General features: G+C 62.9%; 14 protein-coding genes. 10 read left to right on the top strand and 4 right to left on the bottom strand.

Translation table 11 applies throughout. The features are described from left to right. The first annotated feature begins 58 nt into the window (after positions 1–58). Positions 59–1,888, top strand: coding sequence for a glutamine--fructose-6-phosphate transaminase (isomerizing) (gene glmS / locus J7I44_RS14160; protein ID WP_209622189.1), 1,830 nt, complete (start codon positions 59–61; stop codon positions 1,886–1,888). A 118-nt stretch (positions 1,889–2,006) separates the two neighbouring features. On the opposite strand, the gene rfbD is transcribed toward glmS, so the two are convergent. From rfbD to rfbB, 4 genes are read right to left on the bottom strand one after another with little or no spacing between them, the layout of a single operon-like run. Further along, positions 2,007–2,936 (bottom strand): dTDP-4-dehydrorhamnose reductase, encoded by a 930-nt coding sequence (rfbD, locus tag J7I44_RS14165; RefSeq protein WP_209622191.1) that lies wholly within the window; start codon positions 2,934–2,936, stop codon positions 2,007–2,009. Continuing rightward, positions 2,933–3,490, bottom strand: a complete 558-nt coding sequence (gene rfbC, locus J7I44_RS14170) for a dTDP-4-dehydrorhamnose 3,5-epimerase (RefSeq protein WP_209622196.1) — start codon at positions 3,488–3,490, stop codon at positions 2,933–2,935. The genes rfbD and rfbC overlap by 4 nt, the downstream gene beginning before the upstream one ends. After that, positions 3,487–4,374, bottom strand: a complete 888-nt coding sequence (rfbA, locus tag J7I44_RS14175; RefSeq protein WP_209622198.1) for a glucose-1-phosphate thymidylyltransferase RfbA — start codon at positions 4,372–4,374, stop codon at positions 3,487–3,489. The genes rfbC and rfbA overlap by 4 nt, the downstream gene beginning before the upstream one ends. Before the next feature lie 11 nt (positions 4,375–4,385). After that, on the bottom strand, positions 4,386–5,435 hold the full coding sequence (rfbB, locus tag J7I44_RS14180) for a dTDP-glucose 4,6-dehydratase (protein ID WP_209622201.1): 1,050 nt from the start codon (positions 5,433–5,435) through the stop codon (positions 4,386–4,388). Positions 5,436–5,591: 156 nt separating this feature from the next. Between rfbB and J7I44_RS14185 the strand changes: the two genes are divergently transcribed. The 9 genes from J7I44_RS14185 to J7I44_RS14225 all read left to right on the top strand — a co-directional run bounded on the left by J7I44_RS14185 (position 5,592) and on the right by J7I44_RS14225 (position 19,706). Further along, positions 5,592–6,758 (top strand): trans-sulfuration enzyme family protein, encoded by a 1,167-nt coding sequence (locus J7I44_RS14185; RefSeq protein WP_209622204.1) that lies wholly within the window; start codon positions 5,592–5,594, stop codon positions 6,756–6,758. Next, the gene (locus tag J7I44_RS14190; protein ID WP_209622208.1) at positions 6,755–8,227 is read left to right on the top strand and encodes a glycosyltransferase; all 1,473 of its coding nucleotides are present in this window, start codon (positions 6,755–6,757) and stop codon (positions 8,225–8,227) included. Before J7I44_RS14185 ends, J7I44_RS14190 begins: the two co-directional genes overlap by 4 nt. After that, positions 8,224–9,018: an ABC transporter permease gene (locus tag J7I44_RS14195; RefSeq protein WP_209622211.1), complete on the top strand. Its 795-nt coding sequence runs from the start codon at positions 8,224–8,226 to the stop codon at positions 9,016–9,018. The genes J7I44_RS14190 and J7I44_RS14195 overlap by 4 nt, the downstream gene beginning before the upstream one ends. Beyond that, positions 9,015–10,241, top strand: a complete 1,227-nt coding sequence (locus tag J7I44_RS14200; protein ID WP_209622215.1) for an ABC transporter ATP-binding protein — start codon at positions 9,015–9,017, stop codon at positions 10,239–10,241. The genes J7I44_RS14195 and J7I44_RS14200 overlap by 4 nt, the downstream gene beginning before the upstream one ends. Beyond that, the gene (locus tag J7I44_RS14205) at positions 10,238–11,650 is read left to right on the top strand and encodes an FkbM family methyltransferase (protein WP_209622218.1); all 1,413 of its coding nucleotides are present in this window, start codon (positions 10,238–10,240) and stop codon (positions 11,648–11,650) included. The genes J7I44_RS14200 and J7I44_RS14205 overlap by 4 nt, the downstream gene beginning before the upstream one ends. A gap of 4 nt (positions 11,651–11,654) precedes the next feature. Next, a complete protein-coding gene (locus tag J7I44_RS14210; protein WP_209622221.1) occupies positions 11,655–15,116 on the top strand; it encodes a glycosyltransferase family 4 protein in 3,462 nt (1,153 codons plus the stop codon). 56 nt (positions 15,117–15,172) lie between these two features. Further along, positions 15,173–16,207, top strand: a complete 1,035-nt coding sequence (gene gmd, locus J7I44_RS14215) for a GDP-mannose 4,6-dehydratase (protein ID WP_209622223.1) — start codon at positions 15,173–15,175, stop codon at positions 16,205–16,207. Continuing rightward, on the top strand, positions 16,207–17,100 hold the full coding sequence (locus J7I44_RS14220) for an NAD-dependent epimerase/dehydratase family protein (RefSeq protein ID WP_209622225.1): 894 nt from the start codon (positions 16,207–16,209) through the stop codon (positions 17,098–17,100). The genes gmd and J7I44_RS14220 overlap by 1 nt, the downstream gene beginning before the upstream one ends. 86 nt (positions 17,101–17,186) lie before the next feature. Continuing rightward, positions 17,187–19,706, top strand: coding sequence for a phospholipid carrier-dependent glycosyltransferase (locus tag J7I44_RS14225; RefSeq protein ID WP_209622227.1), 2,520 nt, complete (start codon positions 17,187–17,189; stop codon positions 19,704–19,706). Positions 19,707–19,709 lie beyond the last annotated feature (3 nt).

The following is a 19,709-nucleotide window of genomic DNA, read 5'->3' on the forward strand; positions in this document are numbered from 1 at the left end:
GCCGTCTTCGCAAAACCGTAACTACGCTCCGCCCTCGCCCCGAAGGAAGCCAGACCCCATGTGTGGAATCGTTGCCGCCACCGCCCAGCGCGACGTCGCCCCGCTGCTGATCGCCGGCCTCAAGGCGCTCGAATACCGCGGCTACGACTCGGCCGGCCTGGCCGTGCTCGACGGCGGCGAGATCCGCCGCGTGCGCGCCAAGGGCAAGGTGCGCGAGATGGAGGCGCTGTACCTGGCCGACCCGCTGCGCGGCGGCACCGGCATCGCGCACACCCGCTGGGCCACCCATGGCGTGCCCAACGAGGCCAATGCCCATCCGCACATGGTCGGCCGCGTGGCGCTCGTGCACAACGGCATCATCGAGAACTACGCCGCGCTGCGCGCCGAACTGCAGGCGCGCGGCCACGTGTTCACCTCCGAGACCGATACCGAGGTGATGGCCGCGCTGATCGAGGAGCGCATCGCCGGCGGCATGAACCTGTGCCAGGCGGTGCTCGCCACCGTGCGTTCGCTGGAGGGCGCCTACGCCATCGCGGTGATCAGCCGCGACCAGCCCGGCCACGTGGTCGGCGCCCGCCGCGGCGCACCGCTGCTGGTCGGCGTGGGCATCGGCGAGAACTTCCTCGGTTCCGATGCCCAGGCGCTGATCCAGGTGACCAACCGCATGGTCTACCTGGACGAGGACGACGTGGTGGAGATCACCCGCGAGCGCGTGCAGGTCTACGGCCTGGACGGCGCGCCGGTCGAGCGCGCGGTGCACCAGAGCGAGCTGTCCACCGACGCGGTCGAGCGTGGCGACTACCGCCACTACATGCAGAAGGAAATCCACGAGCAGCCGCGCGCGATCAACGACACGCTGGAAGCGCGCATCGGCCCGCACGGCGTGCTGCCCAACATCTTCGGCGTCGGTGGCGACGAGTTGCTGGCCAGGGCCAGGGGCGTCCACATCATCGCCTGCGGCACCAGCTACCACGCCGGCCTGGTCGCCAAGTACTGGATCGAGGAGCACGCCCGCCTGCCGGTCAGCGTCGAGGTGGCCAGCGAATTCCGCTACCGCGACACCGTGGTGCCCGATGGCACGCTGTTCGTGGCGATCTCTCAGTCCGGCGAAACCGCCGACACCCTGGCGGCGATGCGCGAGTCGCGTCGACGCGGGTATCTGGCCACGCTGGCGATCTGCAACGTGCCCGAGTCCTCGGTGGTGCGCGAGGCGGACCTCAAGCTGATGACCCGCGCCGGCCCCGAGATCGGCGTGGCCTCGACCAAGGCCTTCACCACCCAGCTGGCCGCACTGGCCCTGCTGTGCCTGACGCTCGCCGAGCAGCGCGGGCTGGACGGGGCGCGCTACGCCGACCTGTGCGCACAGATTGCGCACCTGCCGCGCGCGATCGAGGATGCGCTCAAGCTCGAGCCGCAGATCGTCGAGTTGGCGACGCTGTTCGTGCCGCTGGAACACGCGCTGTTCCTCGGCCGAGGCGCGCAGTTCCCGGTCGCGCTGGAAGGCTCGCTCAAGCTCAAGGAAATCTCCTACATCCACGCCGAGGCCTACCCCGCCGGCGAGCTCAAGCATGGTCCGCTGGCGCTGGTCGACGAGTCCATGCCGGTGGTCGCGGTGGCGCCCAACGGCCCGCTGCTGGACAAGCTCAAGTCCAACCTGCAGGAAGTGCGCGCCCGCGGCGGCCGGCTGATCGTGTTCGCCGATGCCACCGCGCCGATGGACGCCGGCAACGCCAACGGCACCACCCTGCGCATCGACGGCGGCGGCGACTTCATCGCCCCGGCCGTGTTCACCGTGCCGCTGCAACTGCTGGCCTACCACGTCGCCGTGCTGCGCGGCACCGACGTCGACCAGCCGCGCAACCTGGCCAAGTCGGTGACGGTGGAGTAAGAGGCACCCAGGTCTGCGCTTGCCGTTGCCCGGCGAGCGGTGATCGCATGCAGGAGCGCACCTGTGCGCGACCGCCAGGCTTCCAGTCGCGCACAGCGCTCCTACAGGCGTCGTGGGACTAATGCGTCCGGTGAGCCAGCTGTTCCATGACATCGGCCAGCCCATTGCGCCAGTCGGGCAATGCGAACCCTGCCTTCTGTGCCGTGTCGCTGTTGTCCAGCACCGACCACGCCGGCCGCCGGGCAGGGGTCGGGTAGTCGGCAGTCGCGATCGGGAGCACCCGGGGCATGCGGGAAAGCAGGTCACGGGCATGGGCTTCCTCGAAAATCGCAGTGGCGAAGCCGTGCCAGCTGGTATGGCCGCTGGCGACCAGGTGATGCGTGCCGCGCAGCTCCGCACGCGCGTCCGGGTGCGCGAACCAGCGGTCGAGCAGGGCCAGGCTCGTGCGCACGATCAGCTGGGTGGAGGTGGGCGCGCCGAGCTGGTCGGCCACCACGCGCAGTTCCTCGCGCTCGGCACCCAGCCGAAGCATGGTGCGGAGGAAGTTGTGCCCGTGCGGCGCATAGACCCAGGCCGTGCGCAGGATCAGGTGGTCGGCGCCGCTGTCGCGCAGCGCCTGCTCGCCGGCGAGTTTGCTGCGGCCGTAGGCGCCCAGCGGGCCGGTGGGCGCATCGACGGGGTAGGGCGCGCTTGCGCTGCCGTCGAACACGTAATCGGTCGAGTAGTGCAGCACCAGCGCACCGTGGGCGGCGGCCCAGGCGCCCAGCTCGCCGACCGCCTGGCCATTGATGCGCGTGGCCAGCGCCTCGTCCTGTTCGGCGCGGTCGACAGCGGTATAGGCGGCGGCGTTGACGATCACATCCGGGCGCACGCGCTCCAGCAGCGCGTCCCACCCGGGAGTGGCGAGGTCGGCGACCTCGGCGCGTTCGCCGTTCCAGAGGGTGCCATCGCGCGTGGCGACCACCAGTTCACTGCGCGCGGCCAGCCCGCCATCTTCGACGAAGGTACGGCCAAGCTGGCCATTGGCGCCCAGCAGGAGGATCTTCATGGCGCGTAGACGGGCAGGCGCTCGGTCGGCACGTCCTTCAGGAACGGCGCGCGCATGTCCTTTTCCGACAGCAGCGGCGCACTGACCGGCCAGTCGATGGCGATGTCCGCATCGTTCCAGCGGATGCCGGCATCGGCCTCTCGATCGTACAGCGCGGTGCACTGGTAGCTGAAAGTGGCGAACCCGGAGACCACGCAGAAGCCGTGCGCGAAGCCTTCCGGGATCCAGAAATGGCGGTGGTTGTCGGCGGTGAGCATCACCCCCGCCCAGCGCCCGAAGGTGGGCGAGCCGCGGCGAATGTCCACCGCCACGTCGTAGACCTCGCCCTCGAGCACGCTGACCAGCTTGCCCTGGGGGTTGGGCCACTGGTAGTGCAGCCCGCGCAACACGCCCTTCGCCGAGCGCGAGACGTTCGACTGCACGAAGCGGCGGTCGATGCCGGCTTCGCGGTACTTCGCCTCGTTGTAGCTCTCGTAAAAGAAGCCTCTGTCGTCGCCGAAAACCTGCGGCTCGATGACCACGACATCAGGCAGCGCGGTATGGACGACCTTCATCGCACGGGGCCCTGCCGGGTCAGGTTCTTGAGATAGTGACCGTACCCGGTCTTGGCCAGCGGTTCGGCCAGCCGCAGCAATTGCTCGGCGTCGATCCAGCCCTTGAGGAAGGCGATCTCCTCGGGGCAGCACACCTTCAGGCCCTGCCGGTGCTCGATGGTCTGGATGAAGTTGCCTGCTTCCATCAGCGACTCGTGCGTACCGGTGTCCAGCCACGCATAGCCGCGGCCGAGCTGTTCCAGATGCAGGTCGCCTTGGGCCAGGTAGCAACGGTTCAGATCGGTGATTTCCAGTTCGCCGCGGGGCGAGGGCTTGAGCGAGGCGGCGAAGTCGCTGACGCGCTCGTCGTAGAAGTACAGCCCGGTGACGGCGTAGTTCGATTTCGGGCTGGCAGGCTTTTCTTCCAGGTCCACGACGCGTCCGTCGCCATCGAACTCCGCCACGCCGTAGCGCTCCGGATCGCGCACCCAGTAACCAAACACGGTGGCGCCGCGCTCGCGTGCGGCCGCGCGCTGCAGGCGCTCGGTCAGGCCCACGCCGTAGAAGATGTTGTCGCCCAGCACCAGGCAGCTCGGCGCGCCGCCGAGGAACTCCCGGCCGATCAGGAACGCCTGGGCCAGGCCATCCGGCGAGGGTTGCACCGCGTACTGGATGTCCATACCCCACTGTGAGCCGTCCCCCAGCAGCCGCTGGAACAACGCCTGCTCGTGCGGCGTGTTGATCACCAGCACCTCGCGGATGCCGGCGAGCATCAGCATCGCCAGCGGGTAGTAGATCATCGGCTTGTCGTACACCGGCAGCAGCTGCTTGCTGATGCCCTGCGTGATCGGATACAGCCGCGTGCCGGAACCGCCGGCCAGGATGATGCCCTTGCGTGCACTCATGTGTCGCCTCCCTACGAGCCCAGTCGTTCCATGCGGTAGCTGCCGTCCAGCACGCGCTGTACCCACGGCTGGTGGGTGAGGTACCAGTCGACGGTATGCGCCATGCCGCTCTCGAAAGTCTGCGTCGGCGACCAGCCGAGCTCGCGCTGCAGCTTGCCGGCGTCGATGGCGTAGCGGCGGTCGTGGCCGGGCCGGTCCTTGACGAACGTGATCAGCGACTCGCGCGGGCGGCCGTCGGCGAGCGGGCGCCGGGCATCAAGCAGGGCGCAGATCGTCTTGACGACGGTCAGGTTCTCGCGCTCGGCGTTGCCGCCGACGTTGTAGGTCTCGCCCACGCGGCCGCCCTCCAGCACGCGCCGGATGGCGCTGCAGTGGTCGCCCACGTACAGCCAGTCGCGCACGTTGAGTCCGTCGCCGTAGACCGGCAGCGGCTCCCCGGCCAGCGCCTTCTGGATCACCAGCGGGATGAGTTTCTCCGGGAACTGGTACGGACCGTAATTGTTCGAGCAGTTGGTGGTAAGCGTCGGCAGGCCGTAGGTGTGGTGGAACGCGCGCACCAGGTGGTCGGAGGCCGCCTTGGAGGCGGAGTAGGGCGAGTTGGGCGCGTAAGGCGTCGTCTCGGTGAACTTGCCCTCGGCGCCGAGCGAGCCGTACACCTCGTCGGTGGACACGTGCAGGAAGCGGAAGCCGTCCCGCGCATCGCCTTCCAGGCCGCGCCAATAGTCGCGGGTGCATTCGAGCAGGCCTAGCGTACCGACCACGTTGGTCTCGACGAAGGCGGCTGGCCCGTCGATCGAGCGGTCCACGTGAGATTCGGCGGCGAAGTTCACGATCGCCTGCGGTCGGTGTTCGGCCAGCAATTGCGCCACCAGGGCGCGGTCACCGATGTCGCCCTGCACGAACACGTGGCGGTCGCTGCCTTCCAGCGAGGCCAAGGTGTCCAGGTTGCCGGCGTAGGTCAGCTTGTCCAGGTTGACCACGCGCAGGCCGTCGGCGACCGCCTGCAGCACGAAATTCGCGCCGATGAAGCCGGCGCCGCCGGTGACGAGCAAGGTTTCCATGCGCATGTCTGCTTGATTCCCATTGCCCATTGTGCCTGAACGACCGGTCTACAACGGGACCCGTGCCTGGCTAGCGGCGAGCTGAAAGTTAAGGAAAAAGCGGGGTTCGCGGTTAAGATGGCAGCCCCACTCGCGCCGCCCTGCTGCCGAACCATCATGACCAAGAAGAACGCCGCCCCCCTCGGACTTGGAACCCGCGCCATCCACGCCGGCCAGCATCCGGATCCGAGCACCGGCGCGATCATGACGCCGATCTACGCCACCTCGACCTACGTGCAGGAAAGCCCCGGCAAGCATAAAGGCTACGAGTACTCGCGAACGCAGAACCCCACCCGCATGGCCTACGAGCGCTGCGTGGCGGACCTCGAGGGCGGCTTGGCCGGCTTCGCCTTCGCCTCGGGTCTAGCCGCGGCGGCCACGGTGCTGGACCTGCTAGATTCAGGCAGCCACGTGATCGCCATGGATGACCTCTATGGCGGCAGCTACCGGCTCTTCGAACGGGTGCGCCGGCGTTCGGCCGGGCTGGATTTCGATTTCATCGACCTCAACGACACGAAGGCATTGAAGGCTGCGCTCAAGCCGAACACCCGCATGATTTGGGCCGAGACGCCCACCAACCCGATGCTCAAGTTGGTCGATCTGGCCAAGATCGCCGCCTTTGCGAAGAAGCACGGGCTCATTCTGGTGGTGGACAACACCTTCTGCTCGCCGATGGTCCAGCGCCCGCTCGAGTTTGGCGCCGATCTGGTGCTGCACTCGGCCACCAAGTACCTCAACGGCCATTCAGACATGGTCGGTGGCATGGTGGTGGCCGGCAGCGATGAGCTGGCCGAACGGATGGCATTCCTGCAGAACTCCGTCGGCGCCATCGCCGGTCCGTTCGACGCATTTCTTGCCATGCGCGGCCTCAAGACCCTGCACTTGCGCATGGAGGCACACTGCCGGGGCGCGCTGGAGCTGGCGCAGTGGCTCGAAAAACATCCGGCCGTCGAGCGAGTGATTTATCCGGGACTTCGAAGCCACCCCCAGCATGCGCTGGCTCTTCGCCAAATGGACGGTTTCGGCGGCATAGTCACCATCGAGGTAAAAGGTGGGCTGAAAAAGGCCCGTCGCATGCTCGAGCGTTGCGAGCTCTTCGCGCTGGCGGAGTCGCTGGGCGGTGTGGAGAGCCTCATTGAACACCCTGCGATCATGACGCACGCCTCGGTACCGGCAGCCAACCGCAAGCGTTTGGGGATCAGTGATGGCTTGATCCGCTTGTCAGTGGGGGTAGAGGATATTGCCGACCTGCGTGCGGAGCTTTCGAGTGCGCTTGGTCAATGAAGCTGCACGACGCGGATGCCAGCAATGATTTGCATGCGGAAAACGCCGTGAGCATTGGCGGTAAGCAGAAGCCGGGTCCTGGACTGGCACTCCTCAATCTTTCGGCATGGATACGCCGGCAGGAATGGCTGAGGACGATCTATCGCCGTTTGCCGATGGCCTGGCGCATGGGCGTGTCCCAGGCGCTTGCGCGCCGCGCTGGAGAGCGGGTCAGATTCAAGCGCACTTCGCGGTGGGCGTTGGCGGCCTCGCTGCCCGCACTTGCCCAGCCCGTCGCTCCGGCGGATGTCCGATTCGGTGCGGCGGCCGGGGTGAACATTTTCGCCTACGCGCGCGGACAATTTGGCCTGGCCGAGAGCGCGCGGCTATATGCGCGCGCGTTGCTGGGGGCGGGCTATCCGGTGGCCGTATACGACATTGCGCTGGATATGGCTCACAGCATGGGCGACACCAGCCTGGAGCAGCATATCGGCACGGATACGCCGAATGGGATCAACCTGGTTTTCGTCAATCCCGACTACCTGGACGCGGCCATCGCCACCATCGGCAGGGAGCGACTGGGCGGTCGCTACACGATCGGCTGCTGGTTCTGGGAGCTGGAGACGTTCCCGCGGGAATGGTTGGTGGCACTGGCGGAGGTCGACGAGGTCATGGTCTCGTCCGCGTTCATTCATGAGGTGGTCGGGCGCGCTACAGACAAACCCCTGCTGCACGTGCCCCTGCCGGTTCTGGAAATGCCGGACAGTGGCCTGACGCGAGCGGATTTCGGGCTTCGTGACGACGCATTCGTGTTTTTGAACAGCTTCGATTTCAATTCGTTCCAGGCTCGCAAAAATCCCCTGGCGACGATTCGGGCGTTCCGTAACGCTTTCGACGATGGTCGGCGGGACGTCCAGCTGCTGATCAAATCCAGCAACGGACACCGTCATCCGGATCGGTTGCGTGAACTGTTGGATGCGGCCGGCGGCGACAAGCGCATCCTGGTGCGCGACGACGTGATCGACCGCGCCCATGTTCAGGCACTGCAGCGTTGCGCCGATGCATACATCTCGCTGCACCGGTCCGAGGGCTTTGGTCTGGGGCTCGCGGAATGCATGCGGCTTGGCAAGCCGGTCATAGCAACGGCCTGGTCCGGCAACATGGAATTCATGACGCCCGAGAACAGCTGCCTAGTCGACTACGAGATGGTCGGCGTGTCCGAAGGCGAATACCTCTACCACGAGGGTCAGCGATGGGCGCAGCCCAACGTCGAGCACGCGGCAGCATACATGCGTCGCTTGGTGGATGAACCTGGGTACGCGGCCGGAATCGGCCGTCAGGCAGCATCGGACATACTTGAAAAGCTGTCCCCCCAGGCTGTGGCGGGCAAGCTCATCCAGAGGCTGACCCAGATTGCATCAGCGGCATCCGCCCCGAGCGCGTCCGGAAGGGGTGCCGATGCCAACCCTATGAACGAAGGTGCCCCATGAACGACATGCTGGCGGCGGTGTGGAGCTACCGCCACTTCATTGTCTCGTCGGTAAAGAACGATCTGCGCTCCCGATTCGCCCGCAGCAAGCTGGGCGCGCTGTGGATGATCCTGCAACCGCTGGCCCAGGTGGCCATCTATTCCCTCGTGCTGTCGCGCATCATGGCGGCGAAGCTGCCGGGCATCGATAGCCGCTATGGGTATGTGATCTATCTGATGGCGGGGATGATCGCGTGGGCGTTGTTCAGCGAGGTCCTTACGCGCTCGCTGACGATGTTCGTCGACAACGGCAACCTGATGAAGAAGATCGTCTTCCCGCGGGTGTGCCTGCCGCTGGTCACGACCGGGTCCGCGCTTGTGAACAACTTCCTCCTGCTGCTGGCTTCGGCGGGGGTTTTTGCCCTCATTGGCCATCCCCCCAGCTGGAGCATGCTATGGCTGCCGGTGCTCGTGGGTGTCAACCTGGTTTTCGCTCTGGGGGTCGGGCTCGTCCTGGGCGTGCTCAACGTATTCGTGCGCGATATCGCCCAGGTGATGACGGTGGTGTTGCAGCTGCTGTTCTGGCTGACCCCGATCGTCTACATGCCGACCATTCTTCCGGTGCAGCTGCAGAAGATCCTTGCGTTCAACCCCATGTACCACCTCGCGGCTGATTTTCAGAGCGTGATCCTCTACGGGAAGGCGCCCGGACTGCTGGGCCTGGTGGTGATCGGCGGCGCATCTCTGGTGCTGCTGGCCTTCGCCCTCATCCTGTTCCGCCGCGCTGCGCCCGAAATGGTGGATGTCCTATGAGTGACACATTGTTGAGCGTGCGCAATCTTGGCAAGGCCTACCGGGACTACGGCAGCGAATGGCGGCGCTTCGCAAGCTGGCTGGGCGTCGCGGTCAGCGTGCGCTCGGAGCAATGGGTTCTGCGTGGCTTGTCCTTCGATGTCGCTCCCGGAGAGTCGATCGGCATCGTCGGCCAGAACGGTGCGGGCAAGAGCACCCTGCTAAAGCTGATTACCGGCACGATGCGCGCAAGCGAAGGCTCGGTCAGGGTAGGTGGCCGGATTGCCGCGATCCTGGAACTCGGGATGGGATTCGATCCCGACCTCACCGGGCGCGAGAACGTGTACCACGCGGCGGGGCTGATGGGCTTCGCGCGGGCAGCGATAAGTGCGGCGATGACGGACATCGAGTCTTTCGCGGAGATCGGCGAATATTTCGACGAACCCGTCCGCACCTACTCTAGCGGCATGCAGATGCGAGTGGCCTTCAGCGTCGCCACCGCATTCCGTCCCGACATTCTCATCGTCGATGAAGCCCTGTCGGTTGGCGATGCCTATTTCCAGCATAAGTGTTTCAAGCGCATCCGCGAATTCCGGGAGCAGGGCACAACGTTGTTGATCGTGTCGCACGACAGCAGTGCCGTACAGAGCCTGTGTGACCGCGCGCTGCTGCTCGAAAATGGAAACCTTGTGAAGGACGGCGAGCCTGCCGCGGTGATGGATCTGTACAACGCGCTGATTGCCGAGCGCGAAAACAGCAGCGTCAGCGTGACCAGCCATGCCAGCGGACGAGAGCAGACGATATCGGGTACCGGCGAAGCTCGTGTGGAAGACGTGGTGCTCCTCAACACCCAGGGTGAGCCTGTGGAATTCGTCGATGTCGGCCAGCCTGTGACACTGCGCATTCGCGTGGCAGCACACGCGGACATTCCGCGCCTGGTCCTCGGATACATGATCAAGGACAGGCTGGGGCAGGCTGTGTTCGGCACCAACACCCACCATACCCACCAGGAGCTGGAGGAAGTCCGCCCGGGTCAGCGCATCGAGTTCCGAATCAATTTCCCGATGAATTTTGGTCCGGGGAGCTATTCGATATCCACTGCCCTGGTGAGCACCGAGACCCATTTGGTGAACAACTACGAATGGCGAGATCTCGCGCTCGTCTTCAATGTCTCCAACCTGTCGCGCCAAGTCTTTGTGGGGTCGGCCTGGGTCCCACCGCAGATCGAGGTCGCGAGCGCATGAGCTTCATTTCTTACGCTCAGAATTACGAGGATGTGATGCTCGCGCGTGCGCTGCGCGGCGTCGAGCAGGGCTTCTACATTGACGTCGGTGCGCAGGATCCAGTCAACGATTCCGTGACCAAGGCGCTTTACGACCAGGGCTGGCGTGGCATCAATGTCGAGCCGGTGACGCACTGGTTCGAGAAACTTTGCGCCGATCGCCCGCGTGACATCAACCTGCAACTTGCCGTGTCCGAGCGGCCCGGAACGCTGCACCTGTTCGAGGTCGTCGATAGCGGCCTCTCCACGACGGACACCCACTTCGCAAGCCGTCACGCCAGCGCCGGGCACCTCATACGGGAATCGGACGTGGCCTGCGTCACGTTGGACAGCATCTGTGACAGTCACCGCGTGAGCGACGTCCATTTTCTCAAAATCGATTGCGAGGGAGCCGAGGCCGCCGCGCTGCGGGGGATTGCGCTCCAGCAAGTCCGGCCTTGGATCATCCTGCTGGAAGCTACCGAACCCAACAGCCAGACCCCCGCCTACGCAGAATGGGAGCCCCTGCTCACCAGCCGCGGATACCATTTCGTCTACGAGGACGGCCTCAATCGTTTCTACGTTGCCGACGAACACGCCGAGTTGGACGGGGCGTTTTCCTATCCGCCGAACGTCTTCGATCGCTTTGTCCGCGCGTCGGAAGCAGCTGCACGCGATGAACTGGAGGGGCTGCGCGCGGCTTCGGCGAGTCTGCGTCATAGCGTCGACCACCTTCACAACGAAAACGAGCGGCGCGAAGCAGCGCTGGTCGAGCACCGCGCACGACTCGCAGAGTTCAAAGAGCGTGAGGCACTCAGCACGGCCGCGTTGGCCGAACAGCGGCGACTGGTCAATGAATCGATCGAACGCGAATCGTTCATGCAGGCGGAGTTGACCCGATTGCACGGCGAGATTCTTCTCCGTGACCGGGAAGTGCATCGCCTGCACAGCGAGGTCCGTCTCCGCGACGCAGAGGTGGCGCGCCTGCACAACTTCATACTCGCCATTCACCGAAGCACCTCATGGCGAGTCACTTTCCCGCTCCGCTTCCTGAAGCGCTTTGCGTTCAGGTTGGTAAAGGCAGCGGGGCAAATTCTCTATTTCGTATTGCGATGGCCCGCGCGCCTTGCCCGGCCACTGCTTCGCAAGACGGCAATGCAACCACGGCTGCGCTCGATCGCAACGCGACTTGCAGGGTCTGATTCGGCCTTGACTAGACATGCACGCCTGTTTCTCTTTGGCGCACAACCGGAGGCCCGGGCGGGGGATGCGCCTGATCTGGGACGATCGAGTGCGCCGATGACGAAGCGAGCAAGACAGCTATCTGACGAGATTCAGGACACGAAACAGCGTAGCGATGGCGATCGCCCCGCGCGGCCCGGAGAGGCATAGCTGCATGCGCATCGTATTGGATCTGCAGGCGTGCCAATCGCCGGAAAGTCGGCGTCGCGGCATCGGGAGATACTCGCTAGCGTTGGCTAAGGCGATGGTTCGGAATGCCCGGGGCCATGAAATCACCATCCTGCTGAACGATGCGATGGGCGATTCGGTCGAACATCTGCGCAGCCAGTTTGACTCGCTGCTGCCTCAGCAGCGGCTAGTCACTTGGGAAGCGCTAGCGCCGACAGCCTTCGTCAATCCTGAAAACTCATTTCGCTTGCGAGCTTCGGAGGTGGTGCGTGCGCAAGCGCTAAGGCAGCTGAAGCCGGATGTCGTTCACGTAGCCAGTCTTTTCGAGGGGCTGGCAGACGATGTTGTCGCAACGGTTCAGCCTGGTGAGGAATATCTGAGTGCCATCACTCTTTATGACCTCATACCGCTCGCGCATGAGCGAACGTACCTTAGTGACGAACGTGTGAGGCGTTGGTACATGGAGAAAGTCGCACACCTGCGCAAAGCCGATGTGCTTCTCGGGATCTCTCGGTATACCTGCGATGAAGCAGTACAGCTATTGGATGTTCCCCGCGACCGGCTTACTGACATATCCGGGGCCGTTGACGATATTTTTGTGCGAATGGACGACGCGGAAATTTTCCGTCAAGAGCTGATGCACCGATATGGGTTGCAGCACTCGTTCGTCATGTACGCGGGCGGGTTCGATGCACGAAAAAACATCGGGGCGCTGATACGCGCTTTTGCGTTGCTCCCTATGAGCGTCCGCACAACGCATCAACTGGTTATCGTCGGTGGAGCCCCCCCGACGGAGCGCGAGACCTTGAACGCGCTTATTGAAGAACTGGGGTTGAACGGTGGCGAGGTGGTATTTGCCGGCTACGTTCCGGACAGTGATCTTGTAAAGCTCTACAACCTGTGCGCGTTGTATGTGTTCCCATCCTTGCACGAAGGTTTCGGGTTGCCGGCATTGGAAGCTATGTCGAGCGGAGCAATCGTCATTGGATCCAATACGTCGAGCTTGCCGGAGGTCATCGGCTGCGCGGAGGCGTTGTTCGATCCGCGCGACGATGGTTCCATAGCCGCCACGATGGCATTGGCGCTAACTGACACTAACTTCCGCGCGAAGCTACGCGAGCACGGCAAAAAACAGTGTCGGAGGTTTTCCTGGGAAGAGTCGGCCCAACGCGCCTTGGATGCGTTCGAGTTCGCAGTGGAACGTCGCGGACGAGTTCACTCTTTCGTTGTGCCCTGTCCAGAATCTACAAACTCACGTCCTGCCGCATTCCTCCCTGCACCGCATTCGACGATCGGATGCCTTCTGTCCGGCCCCGTCACGACCTATGCGGACGGCGACTGTGCTGGTGTTTCTGCCCAACGTACATTGGCGGACTTCCTCCGCGACCGTGATTCCGGCGCTTTTGATCGGATTGTCCTGGAGCTCGCGAATGACGTCTATTGCGCAAAGACGCTGGCACTCGCTGCCACCGGCGCGGTCGACATCATCCTGCGCGATCAAACGTTTGGCGCAGCGCTGCAAGCGCTTGCCTCGCACGATGAAGGTCGCAAGTTGGTAGTGGCCCTTCTATACGGGTCAGGCGGATACCACGCGCTGCAGGCCGCCGTCGATGGCATGTTCTCAGATGAACTTCTGGGAAGCTTGATAACTCCCCGAAGCCTCACCACGTTGGGCCGAAGTCAGGTATTTTCTGGGAGCAGCCCGATAGATCGGAGCGGTGCGCTGGCCTGGCGTGAAAACGCGCGAAAGTCCATCACGGGGTTAATTGAGGCGGAGCGGGCGGGGGCACCCTCCGCAGAGGACTGGTCCAATGCTGTGGAAGCGCTCTCCACCACTATGCCGGTGGCTGGCGGCACACCACAGTGGCTCGTGGATATTTCAAATTTAGCCATACACGATGCGGGCACAGGCATCCAGCGTGTGGTGCGCCACGTGCTAGACGAGCTCTTCGCGTCGCCACCCACCGGCTATAGGGTAGAGCCGGTTCGGCTAGGTGACGATGGTGTCTTTCGCTATGCGCGTAATTACTGCCAAGGTCGCTACTTCAAGAACGAAGTCTTGCCACCCGATGAGCCGGTGGAATTTACCCCCTCGGACGTCTATCTTGGGCTTGATCTGGTTGCTCACTTGATTCCTGCGCATATCGAGGTCTTCCGGCGATTGAGGAATCGAGGAATCCGGCAGCATTTCATTGTCTACGATCTTCTGCCGCTCTTCCGACCCGACTGCTTTGAACCCCACTTATTGCCACTGTTTCGTAGTTGGTACGAAGCGGTGGCCGAAGTGGCCGATAGCGTGATTTGCATTTCCAAGGCGGTCGCCGACGAGTTCGAGTCGTGGCTGCATCAGGCGCGCCCGGCGCGGCAGCGCCCCTTGGGCGTCGGCTGGTTCCATCTGGGCGCCGATCTTGCCCCGGCCAACGCGGGGCAGATCAGCGACGCCGAGCCTCCCGCCCGCTTGCCGGAACTGGGCGACCGCCCAACCTTTCTGATGGTCGGAACGGTGGAGCCCCGCAAGGGACACGCCCAGGCGCTGGCTGCCTGCGAATTGCTATGGAATGAGGGTGTGGAGGTCAACCTGCTGGTAATCGGCAAGCCTGGCTGGCTGGTCGACGACCTGCTCCAGCGCATGGCCGAGCACCCGCAACACGGCAAGCGGCTCTTCTGGTTCCAGAAGGCCAGCGATGATCTGCTGCTCGCGGCTTATCGGCGCGCGTCCGCGTTGATCATGGCTTCGGAGGGCGAAGGTTTCGGTCTGCCGTTGATCGAGGGTGCCCATCATGGGTTGCCGCTGATTGCACGCGACCTGCCGGTATTCCGGGAGATCGCCGCCGAGCATGCTCACTATTTCTCCGGCTACGATGCCGAGGATCTCGGCGGTGCATTGCGAGCCTGGCTGGAGCTCGACGCGAGGGATCGCGCGCCGCAGTCCAGCGGCATGCGCTGGAATACGTGGAAGGATGCCACCGCTCAATTGGTGGACGTGCTTTCCAACGAGCGCTGGGATCACCGATGGATGCCCGGTTCCTTGCGTCGCTACAATGCATTCGATTACCGCTTTCTCACGCAAGTAGGGCACCTTGCGCGTGGCCGCATGATGTCAAGCGGGATCGCGGGCCAGTTGCTGTACGGCCCCTACGTGCCATTGCGCGCCGGGCGATACAGCGTCCGGATCTACGGTGGAGGCTCCGGCCCGGCATTGCTGGACGTATGCAGTTCCGCCGGTGCCACGATCCATGCGGAGCGCGCGTTCGTTGCCGATGACCGCCGAGTCGGTTCCATGTTGGTCGAGGTCGAACTGCCTCTGGACTTGGATGTCACCGATCTCGAGGTGCGCATCTCGGTGGAGGCCAATACCAGTATCTGGGTGACTCAGGTCGAGGTAGCGCCGGTTTCCGGATGCTCCATTGCCGTCGGCGACCGTGGCGGTGAAAATACGACAGTTTGAGTCCAGCCTTGGCGCATGGCGGAACATTTTTCAATCGAATTCAACAGGAGTCTTTCATGAAAACGGCCTTGATCACAGGCGTTTCCGGCCAGGATGGTGCATACCTGACCCAGCTGCTGCTGGAGAAGGGATACCGGGTCTACGGTACGTATCGGCGGACTAGCTCGGTCAATTTCTGGCGTATCGAAGAACTGGGCATTGAGAGTCACCCCAATCTTTCGCTCGTCGAATACGATCTGACAGATCTCGGCTCGAGCATTCGCCTGCTTGAGAACACCGGCGTGTCCGAGGTCTACAATCTGGCCGCGCAGAGTTTCGTCGGTGTCTCGTTCGACCAGCCGATCACCACGGGCCATATCACTGGCATCGGCGCGGTCCACATGCTCGAGGCCATCCGCACGGTGAATCGCAACATCCGATTCTATCAAGCCTCCACGTCCGAGATGTTCGGCAAAGTGCAGGCAGTGCCGCAGACCGAGTCGACCCCGTTCTACCCGCGCAGTCCCTACGGTGTTGCCAAGTTGTATGCGCACTGGATGACGGTGAACTATCGCGAGTCCTATGACATCTTCGGGAGCAGCGGCATCCTCTTCAACCACGAGTCGCCGTTGCGTGGGCGCGAATTTGTGACCCGCAAGATCACCGACGCCGTTGCAAAGATCAAGCTGGGTAAGCTCGATGTGCTCGAGCTCGGCAACCTCGATGCCAAGCGCGACTGGGGTTACGCGAAGGAATACGTCGAGGGCATGTGGCGGATGCTGCAGGCCGATGAGCCGGATACGTATGTGCTGGCAACCAACCGAACGGAAACCGTGCGCGACTTCGTCACCATGGCGTTCAAGGCCGTCGGTATCGATCTCGACTGGCGCGGCAACGCGGAGAAAGAGCGCGGTGTCGACGCTGCAAGCGGGCGCGAGCTGGTGCGCATTAATCCGCGCTTCTACCGTCCCGCCGAAGTGGAATTGCTGATCGGCGACGCCGCCAAGGCACGCGATAAGCTCGGTTGGGAAGCGAAGACCTCGCTGGAAGATCTGTGCCGCATGATGGTCGAGGCCGATCTCGTCCGCAACGAATGTGGCGCATCGTTCTGATGGCGAAGCCGCGCGCATTGCTTACCGGCCGCAGCGGATTCACCGGCCGCTATGTCACTTGCGAATTGGAACAGGCCGGCTACGAGGTGTTCGGCCTGTCCAATCACGGTGAAGGCGGTGCGCTGGGATCTATCCGGGCCGATTTGCTGGATCGCGAAGCGATGCGGCTGGCTGTGGAGGCCGTCAGACCTGATGTGGTGCTGCACTTGGCCGCGATCGCTTTCGTGGCGCACGGCGACGTCGATGAGATGTATCGGGTCAACGTCGTCGGCACCCGCAATCTGCTTGAGGCGCTGGCGGCTTCGTCCAAAAAACCGGAAGTCGTCATCCTTGCCAGCAGTGCCAACATTTATGGTAACGCCAAGGTCGAGCCTATTACCGAGGACACGCCGCCGGCGCCGGCCAATGACTATGCGGTAAGCAAGTTGGCTATGGAATACATGGCCCGATTGTGGATGGACAAGCTACCCATCGTCATCACCCGACCGTTCAATTACACCGGTGTCGGCCAGTCCGAACAGTTCCTGATCCCCAAGATCGTGGCGCATTTCAAACGTCGAGATCAGACCATTGAGCTAGGCAACACCGACGTAATTCGGGACTTCAGTGATGTTCGCGATGTGGCCCGGAGCTATCGGAGAATCGCGGAAAAAAAGCCCGTCGGGCAGATTTTCAATCTCTGTGGCGGCGTGGGCCATTCGCTTGACGATGTGATTGCCATGATGGTCGACATCGCTGGTTATCAAATCACGAAACAGATCAATCCGGCCTTTGTGCGCGCAAATGAGGTTCATCGGTTGGTGGGTTCGAATTCGCGGTTCAGAAGCGCAATGAATCTCCAGACGACTATTCCCCTCAATGAAACGCTTGCGTGGATGTATTCGGGCGACTGATATCAACTGGTCGCCGATTCATGGCACCCTTTCCGAAAGACCATTGCGAGGCAATTCGTTCACGTACCAGGCGAGGGGTATAAGGGATGATTCAGCCCGATCTGAGCGTAAACGAGCGGATTGACAGGTGCCTGGAACTGCTTGTCGCCTGGATTCTGTCGACGAGCGTGCTTGGATTGATCACTGCCCTGGCGGGCCATTTCCTTGCGCTCCAGGTCTGCCTGGCTTCGCTGTTGGTGGCCGGTGTGTACGCCTGGTTTACGAGGGAACGCGGCACGACATCTCGGGTGACCGCGGATTGGCGGCACCTGGCGCTGCTGACACTCGTCTGCTTGTTCTTCCGGCTGCCGGCCTACCACTACGTACTGGGCGGCCAAGACGAAGGTGTGTACGTCAATATGGCACACCATATTGCACGCACGGGAGGCATCGAGGTACGGGATACGGCGTTTGAGCAGCTTGACGATCCGTCCCTGACTGCTACTTACCTGAGGGAAAACCGGGACGCGGGTTACCTGCCAGGCGTTTATGCGCTTGAGCGCTCAGGACCGCTGCTTCAATTCCAGTTCTATCACCTGTTTCCGGTCTGGATGGCCATCTTCGAGGGCTTGTTCGGCGCCACCTTCGGGGTTTACGCACTGACCTTCTTCAGTTGGCTGTCGACGGTGTTTATCTATCGTCTGGCGCTGGCTGTATCGGGGTCACGAATGGCGGCACTGATTACGGGCGCGTTGCTCGCGGTCAATCCCCTGCATGCATTTTTTTCCAAGTTTCCGGTAACGGAGGTGCCTGCGCTCGCCTTCTCGCTCGCCGGCTTCACCTTCCTTGCCTTCTTCCGTGATGGGCGGGGCCAAGCTTCTGGAGCTCGGTGGTTATGGTTGTCCATGGCCAGTTTTGGCTGCTTGTTCGTTACCAGGATAAGCGGTTTCATGTACATGCCATTTGTCCTCGCGGCCGCAATGGCAAGCGCGATCGCGGATCGGGATCGCTACTGTCGTAGGGCAATGTTCGGGTGGTGCGCTGGCGTAATGGTGCTGTACGCACTCTCCGTATGGTATGGGCTGCGTTGGTCTGGTTCGTATTCCAGCGACATCTACCGTCTTTCTTTTGAGCGCTTGTTTTCTGACCGTTGGCCGGCAGGAGTGTCCATAGCTGCCGCCGCGGGCCTGGCTGCCTGGCTGGGCACCGCAGCGACGACGCGATCGGAACCTCGACAGGAGCAGATGAGCCGGTACGTTCTCACACCCGTACGGCGCGTCGTTGGATTGGTCGTTGTGGTCTCGCTGCTGATGGGACTTTTCAAGATCTACCAGCTCGGCTGGACCGGTCGATTCATGCCGGATGCTTGGCTGAGCCTGCGGTGGCATCTGGCCGGTTCGAGATGGGTAGCGGTCGAAGCATCCAGCCTGTTCCAGCTGTTGGTCTATACGGGTCCCGTCCTCCTTGCAGGAGTAGTTGCGCTGACGCATAGGCAGAGCGATCCCCGGGTCGAGTTTCTGCGTCTTTTCGCGGCCGGGTTCCTTGTCTACGCCTGCTTGCTGCAGTGGACCGTTCCTTACGGTCCTTACTACGCACGCTATCTCCTGAGCGAGAACGTCCCTTACCTGTTGTTGTTCACCGTACTCGTGTGGGCGGGGATGAGGGCGGGCTGGCAGAAGACGGCTACAACTTGGCTTCTTGGTGTCTCGATGTTTTACATGGCGGTGGCTAGCGCGGGTCAGCTCGGCAAGAATGAGAACGCGGGACTCTACGGTTCGCTGAAGCGTATGTTGGCGCCAGTAGGGACTAGCGACTTGGTATTGATGATCACTTCGCAGCCGGGGCCGCCCGCCATCAGTCAGATCAAAACCCCGGTTCTGTACACCTTCGGCCGCGAAGTCATCAATGTCAGCAACAGCTCATTGACCGATAGTGCATATATCGCCGCCCTGGATGCCCGCTTCGACGACGTGTACCTGCTCTCCGCCAGCCCTTCCTCCCCGCGGGGGTTCGATCTGGTCAACAGCGAGCGGTTGAAGGTCTGGGGCTTCGCGTCGAGCTTCCTGTTTCCTCATGAGTTCACGTTGGCCGCGGAGAGGCGGCTGTATCTTTATCGCCTCAAGCGTTCGATGCTTCCGCTTTCGCAGGCGCAATCCTTCAACACCAAAGGGGCCTGGAATGCGTGGCTGGCCAGCGGTTGGAGCAGCCCGGAGACGTGGGGCACGTGGAGCCTGGGTAAGCATGCGGAACTGTCGTTGGATCCCCGCCAGTTGCCTGCGACTGCAGGTGGCATTCGCCTGCACTTCGAGGCCAACGCGCTGGTGTCACCCCAGCATTCACGTCAACGCATCGATATCACCCTGAATGGCAGGTCGGTCGCCCAGCGTGAGGTGGCCCTCCCCCAATCGGCCTTGGCCTTTGATGTCGTCCTGCCAGAGAGTGTGCTTCGCGAAGCGGGAAAGCTGATCATCGGTTTCGATCTGCCCGATGCTGTCTCGCCGCAAGCCATTGGTATGGGAGGGGACGGGCGCATGCTTGCCTTGGGCCTGAAATCGGTTACGGCGTACCCCTCAGTCTCTCCGGCTTCTAGCCAATCCAGTCCATCCACAATACTCAACGGGAAGTGAGCC

Source organism: Frateuria flava (assembly GCF_017837635.1).
Taxonomy (GTDB): domain Bacteria; phylum Pseudomonadota; class Gammaproteobacteria; order Xanthomonadales; family Rhodanobacteraceae; genus Frateuria_A; species Frateuria_A flava.

What these genes read in the sequence shown, in the direction of transcription:
- glmS (WP_209622189.1), top strand. Translation starts at nt 59, where the DNA reads ATGTGTGGAATCGTTGCCGCCACCGCCCAGCGCGACGTCGCCCCGCTG.
- rfbD (WP_209622191.1), bottom strand. Translation starts at nt 2,936, where the DNA reads ATGAAGATCCTCCTGCTGGGCGCCAATGGCCAGCTTGGCCGTACCTTC.
- rfbC (WP_209622196.1), bottom strand. Translation starts at nt 3,490, where the DNA reads ATGAAGGTCGTCCATACCGCGCTGCCTGATGTCGTGGTCATCGAGCCG.
- rfbA (WP_209622198.1), bottom strand. Translation starts at nt 4,374, where the DNA reads ATGAGTGCACGCAAGGGCATCATCCTGGCCGGCGGTTCCGGCACGCGG.
- rfbB (WP_209622201.1), bottom strand. Translation starts at nt 5,435, where the DNA reads ATGGAAACCTTGCTCGTCACCGGCGGCGCCGGCTTCATCGGCGCGAAT.
- J7I44_RS14185 (WP_209622204.1), top strand. Translation starts at nt 5,592, where the DNA reads ATGACCAAGAAGAACGCCGCCCCCCTCGGACTTGGAACCCGCGCCATC.
- J7I44_RS14190 (WP_209622208.1), top strand. Translation starts at nt 6,755, where the DNA reads ATGAAGCTGCACGACGCGGATGCCAGCAATGATTTGCATGCGGAAAAC.
- J7I44_RS14195 (WP_209622211.1), top strand. Translation starts at nt 8,224, where the DNA reads ATGAACGACATGCTGGCGGCGGTGTGGAGCTACCGCCACTTCATTGTC.
- J7I44_RS14200 (WP_209622215.1), top strand. Translation starts at nt 9,015, where the DNA reads ATGAGTGACACATTGTTGAGCGTGCGCAATCTTGGCAAGGCCTACCGG.
- J7I44_RS14205 (WP_209622218.1), top strand. Translation starts at nt 10,238, where the DNA reads ATGAGCTTCATTTCTTACGCTCAGAATTACGAGGATGTGATGCTCGCG.
- J7I44_RS14210 (WP_209622221.1), top strand. Translation starts at nt 11,655, where the DNA reads ATGCGCATCGTATTGGATCTGCAGGCGTGCCAATCGCCGGAAAGTCGG.
- gmd (WP_209622223.1), top strand. Translation starts at nt 15,173, where the DNA reads ATGAAAACGGCCTTGATCACAGGCGTTTCCGGCCAGGATGGTGCATAC.
- J7I44_RS14220 (WP_209622225.1), top strand. Translation starts at nt 16,207, where the DNA reads ATGGCGAAGCCGCGCGCATTGCTTACCGGCCGCAGCGGATTCACCGGC.
- J7I44_RS14225 (WP_209622227.1), top strand. Translation starts at nt 17,187, where the DNA reads ATGATTCAGCCCGATCTGAGCGTAAACGAGCGGATTGACAGGTGCCTG.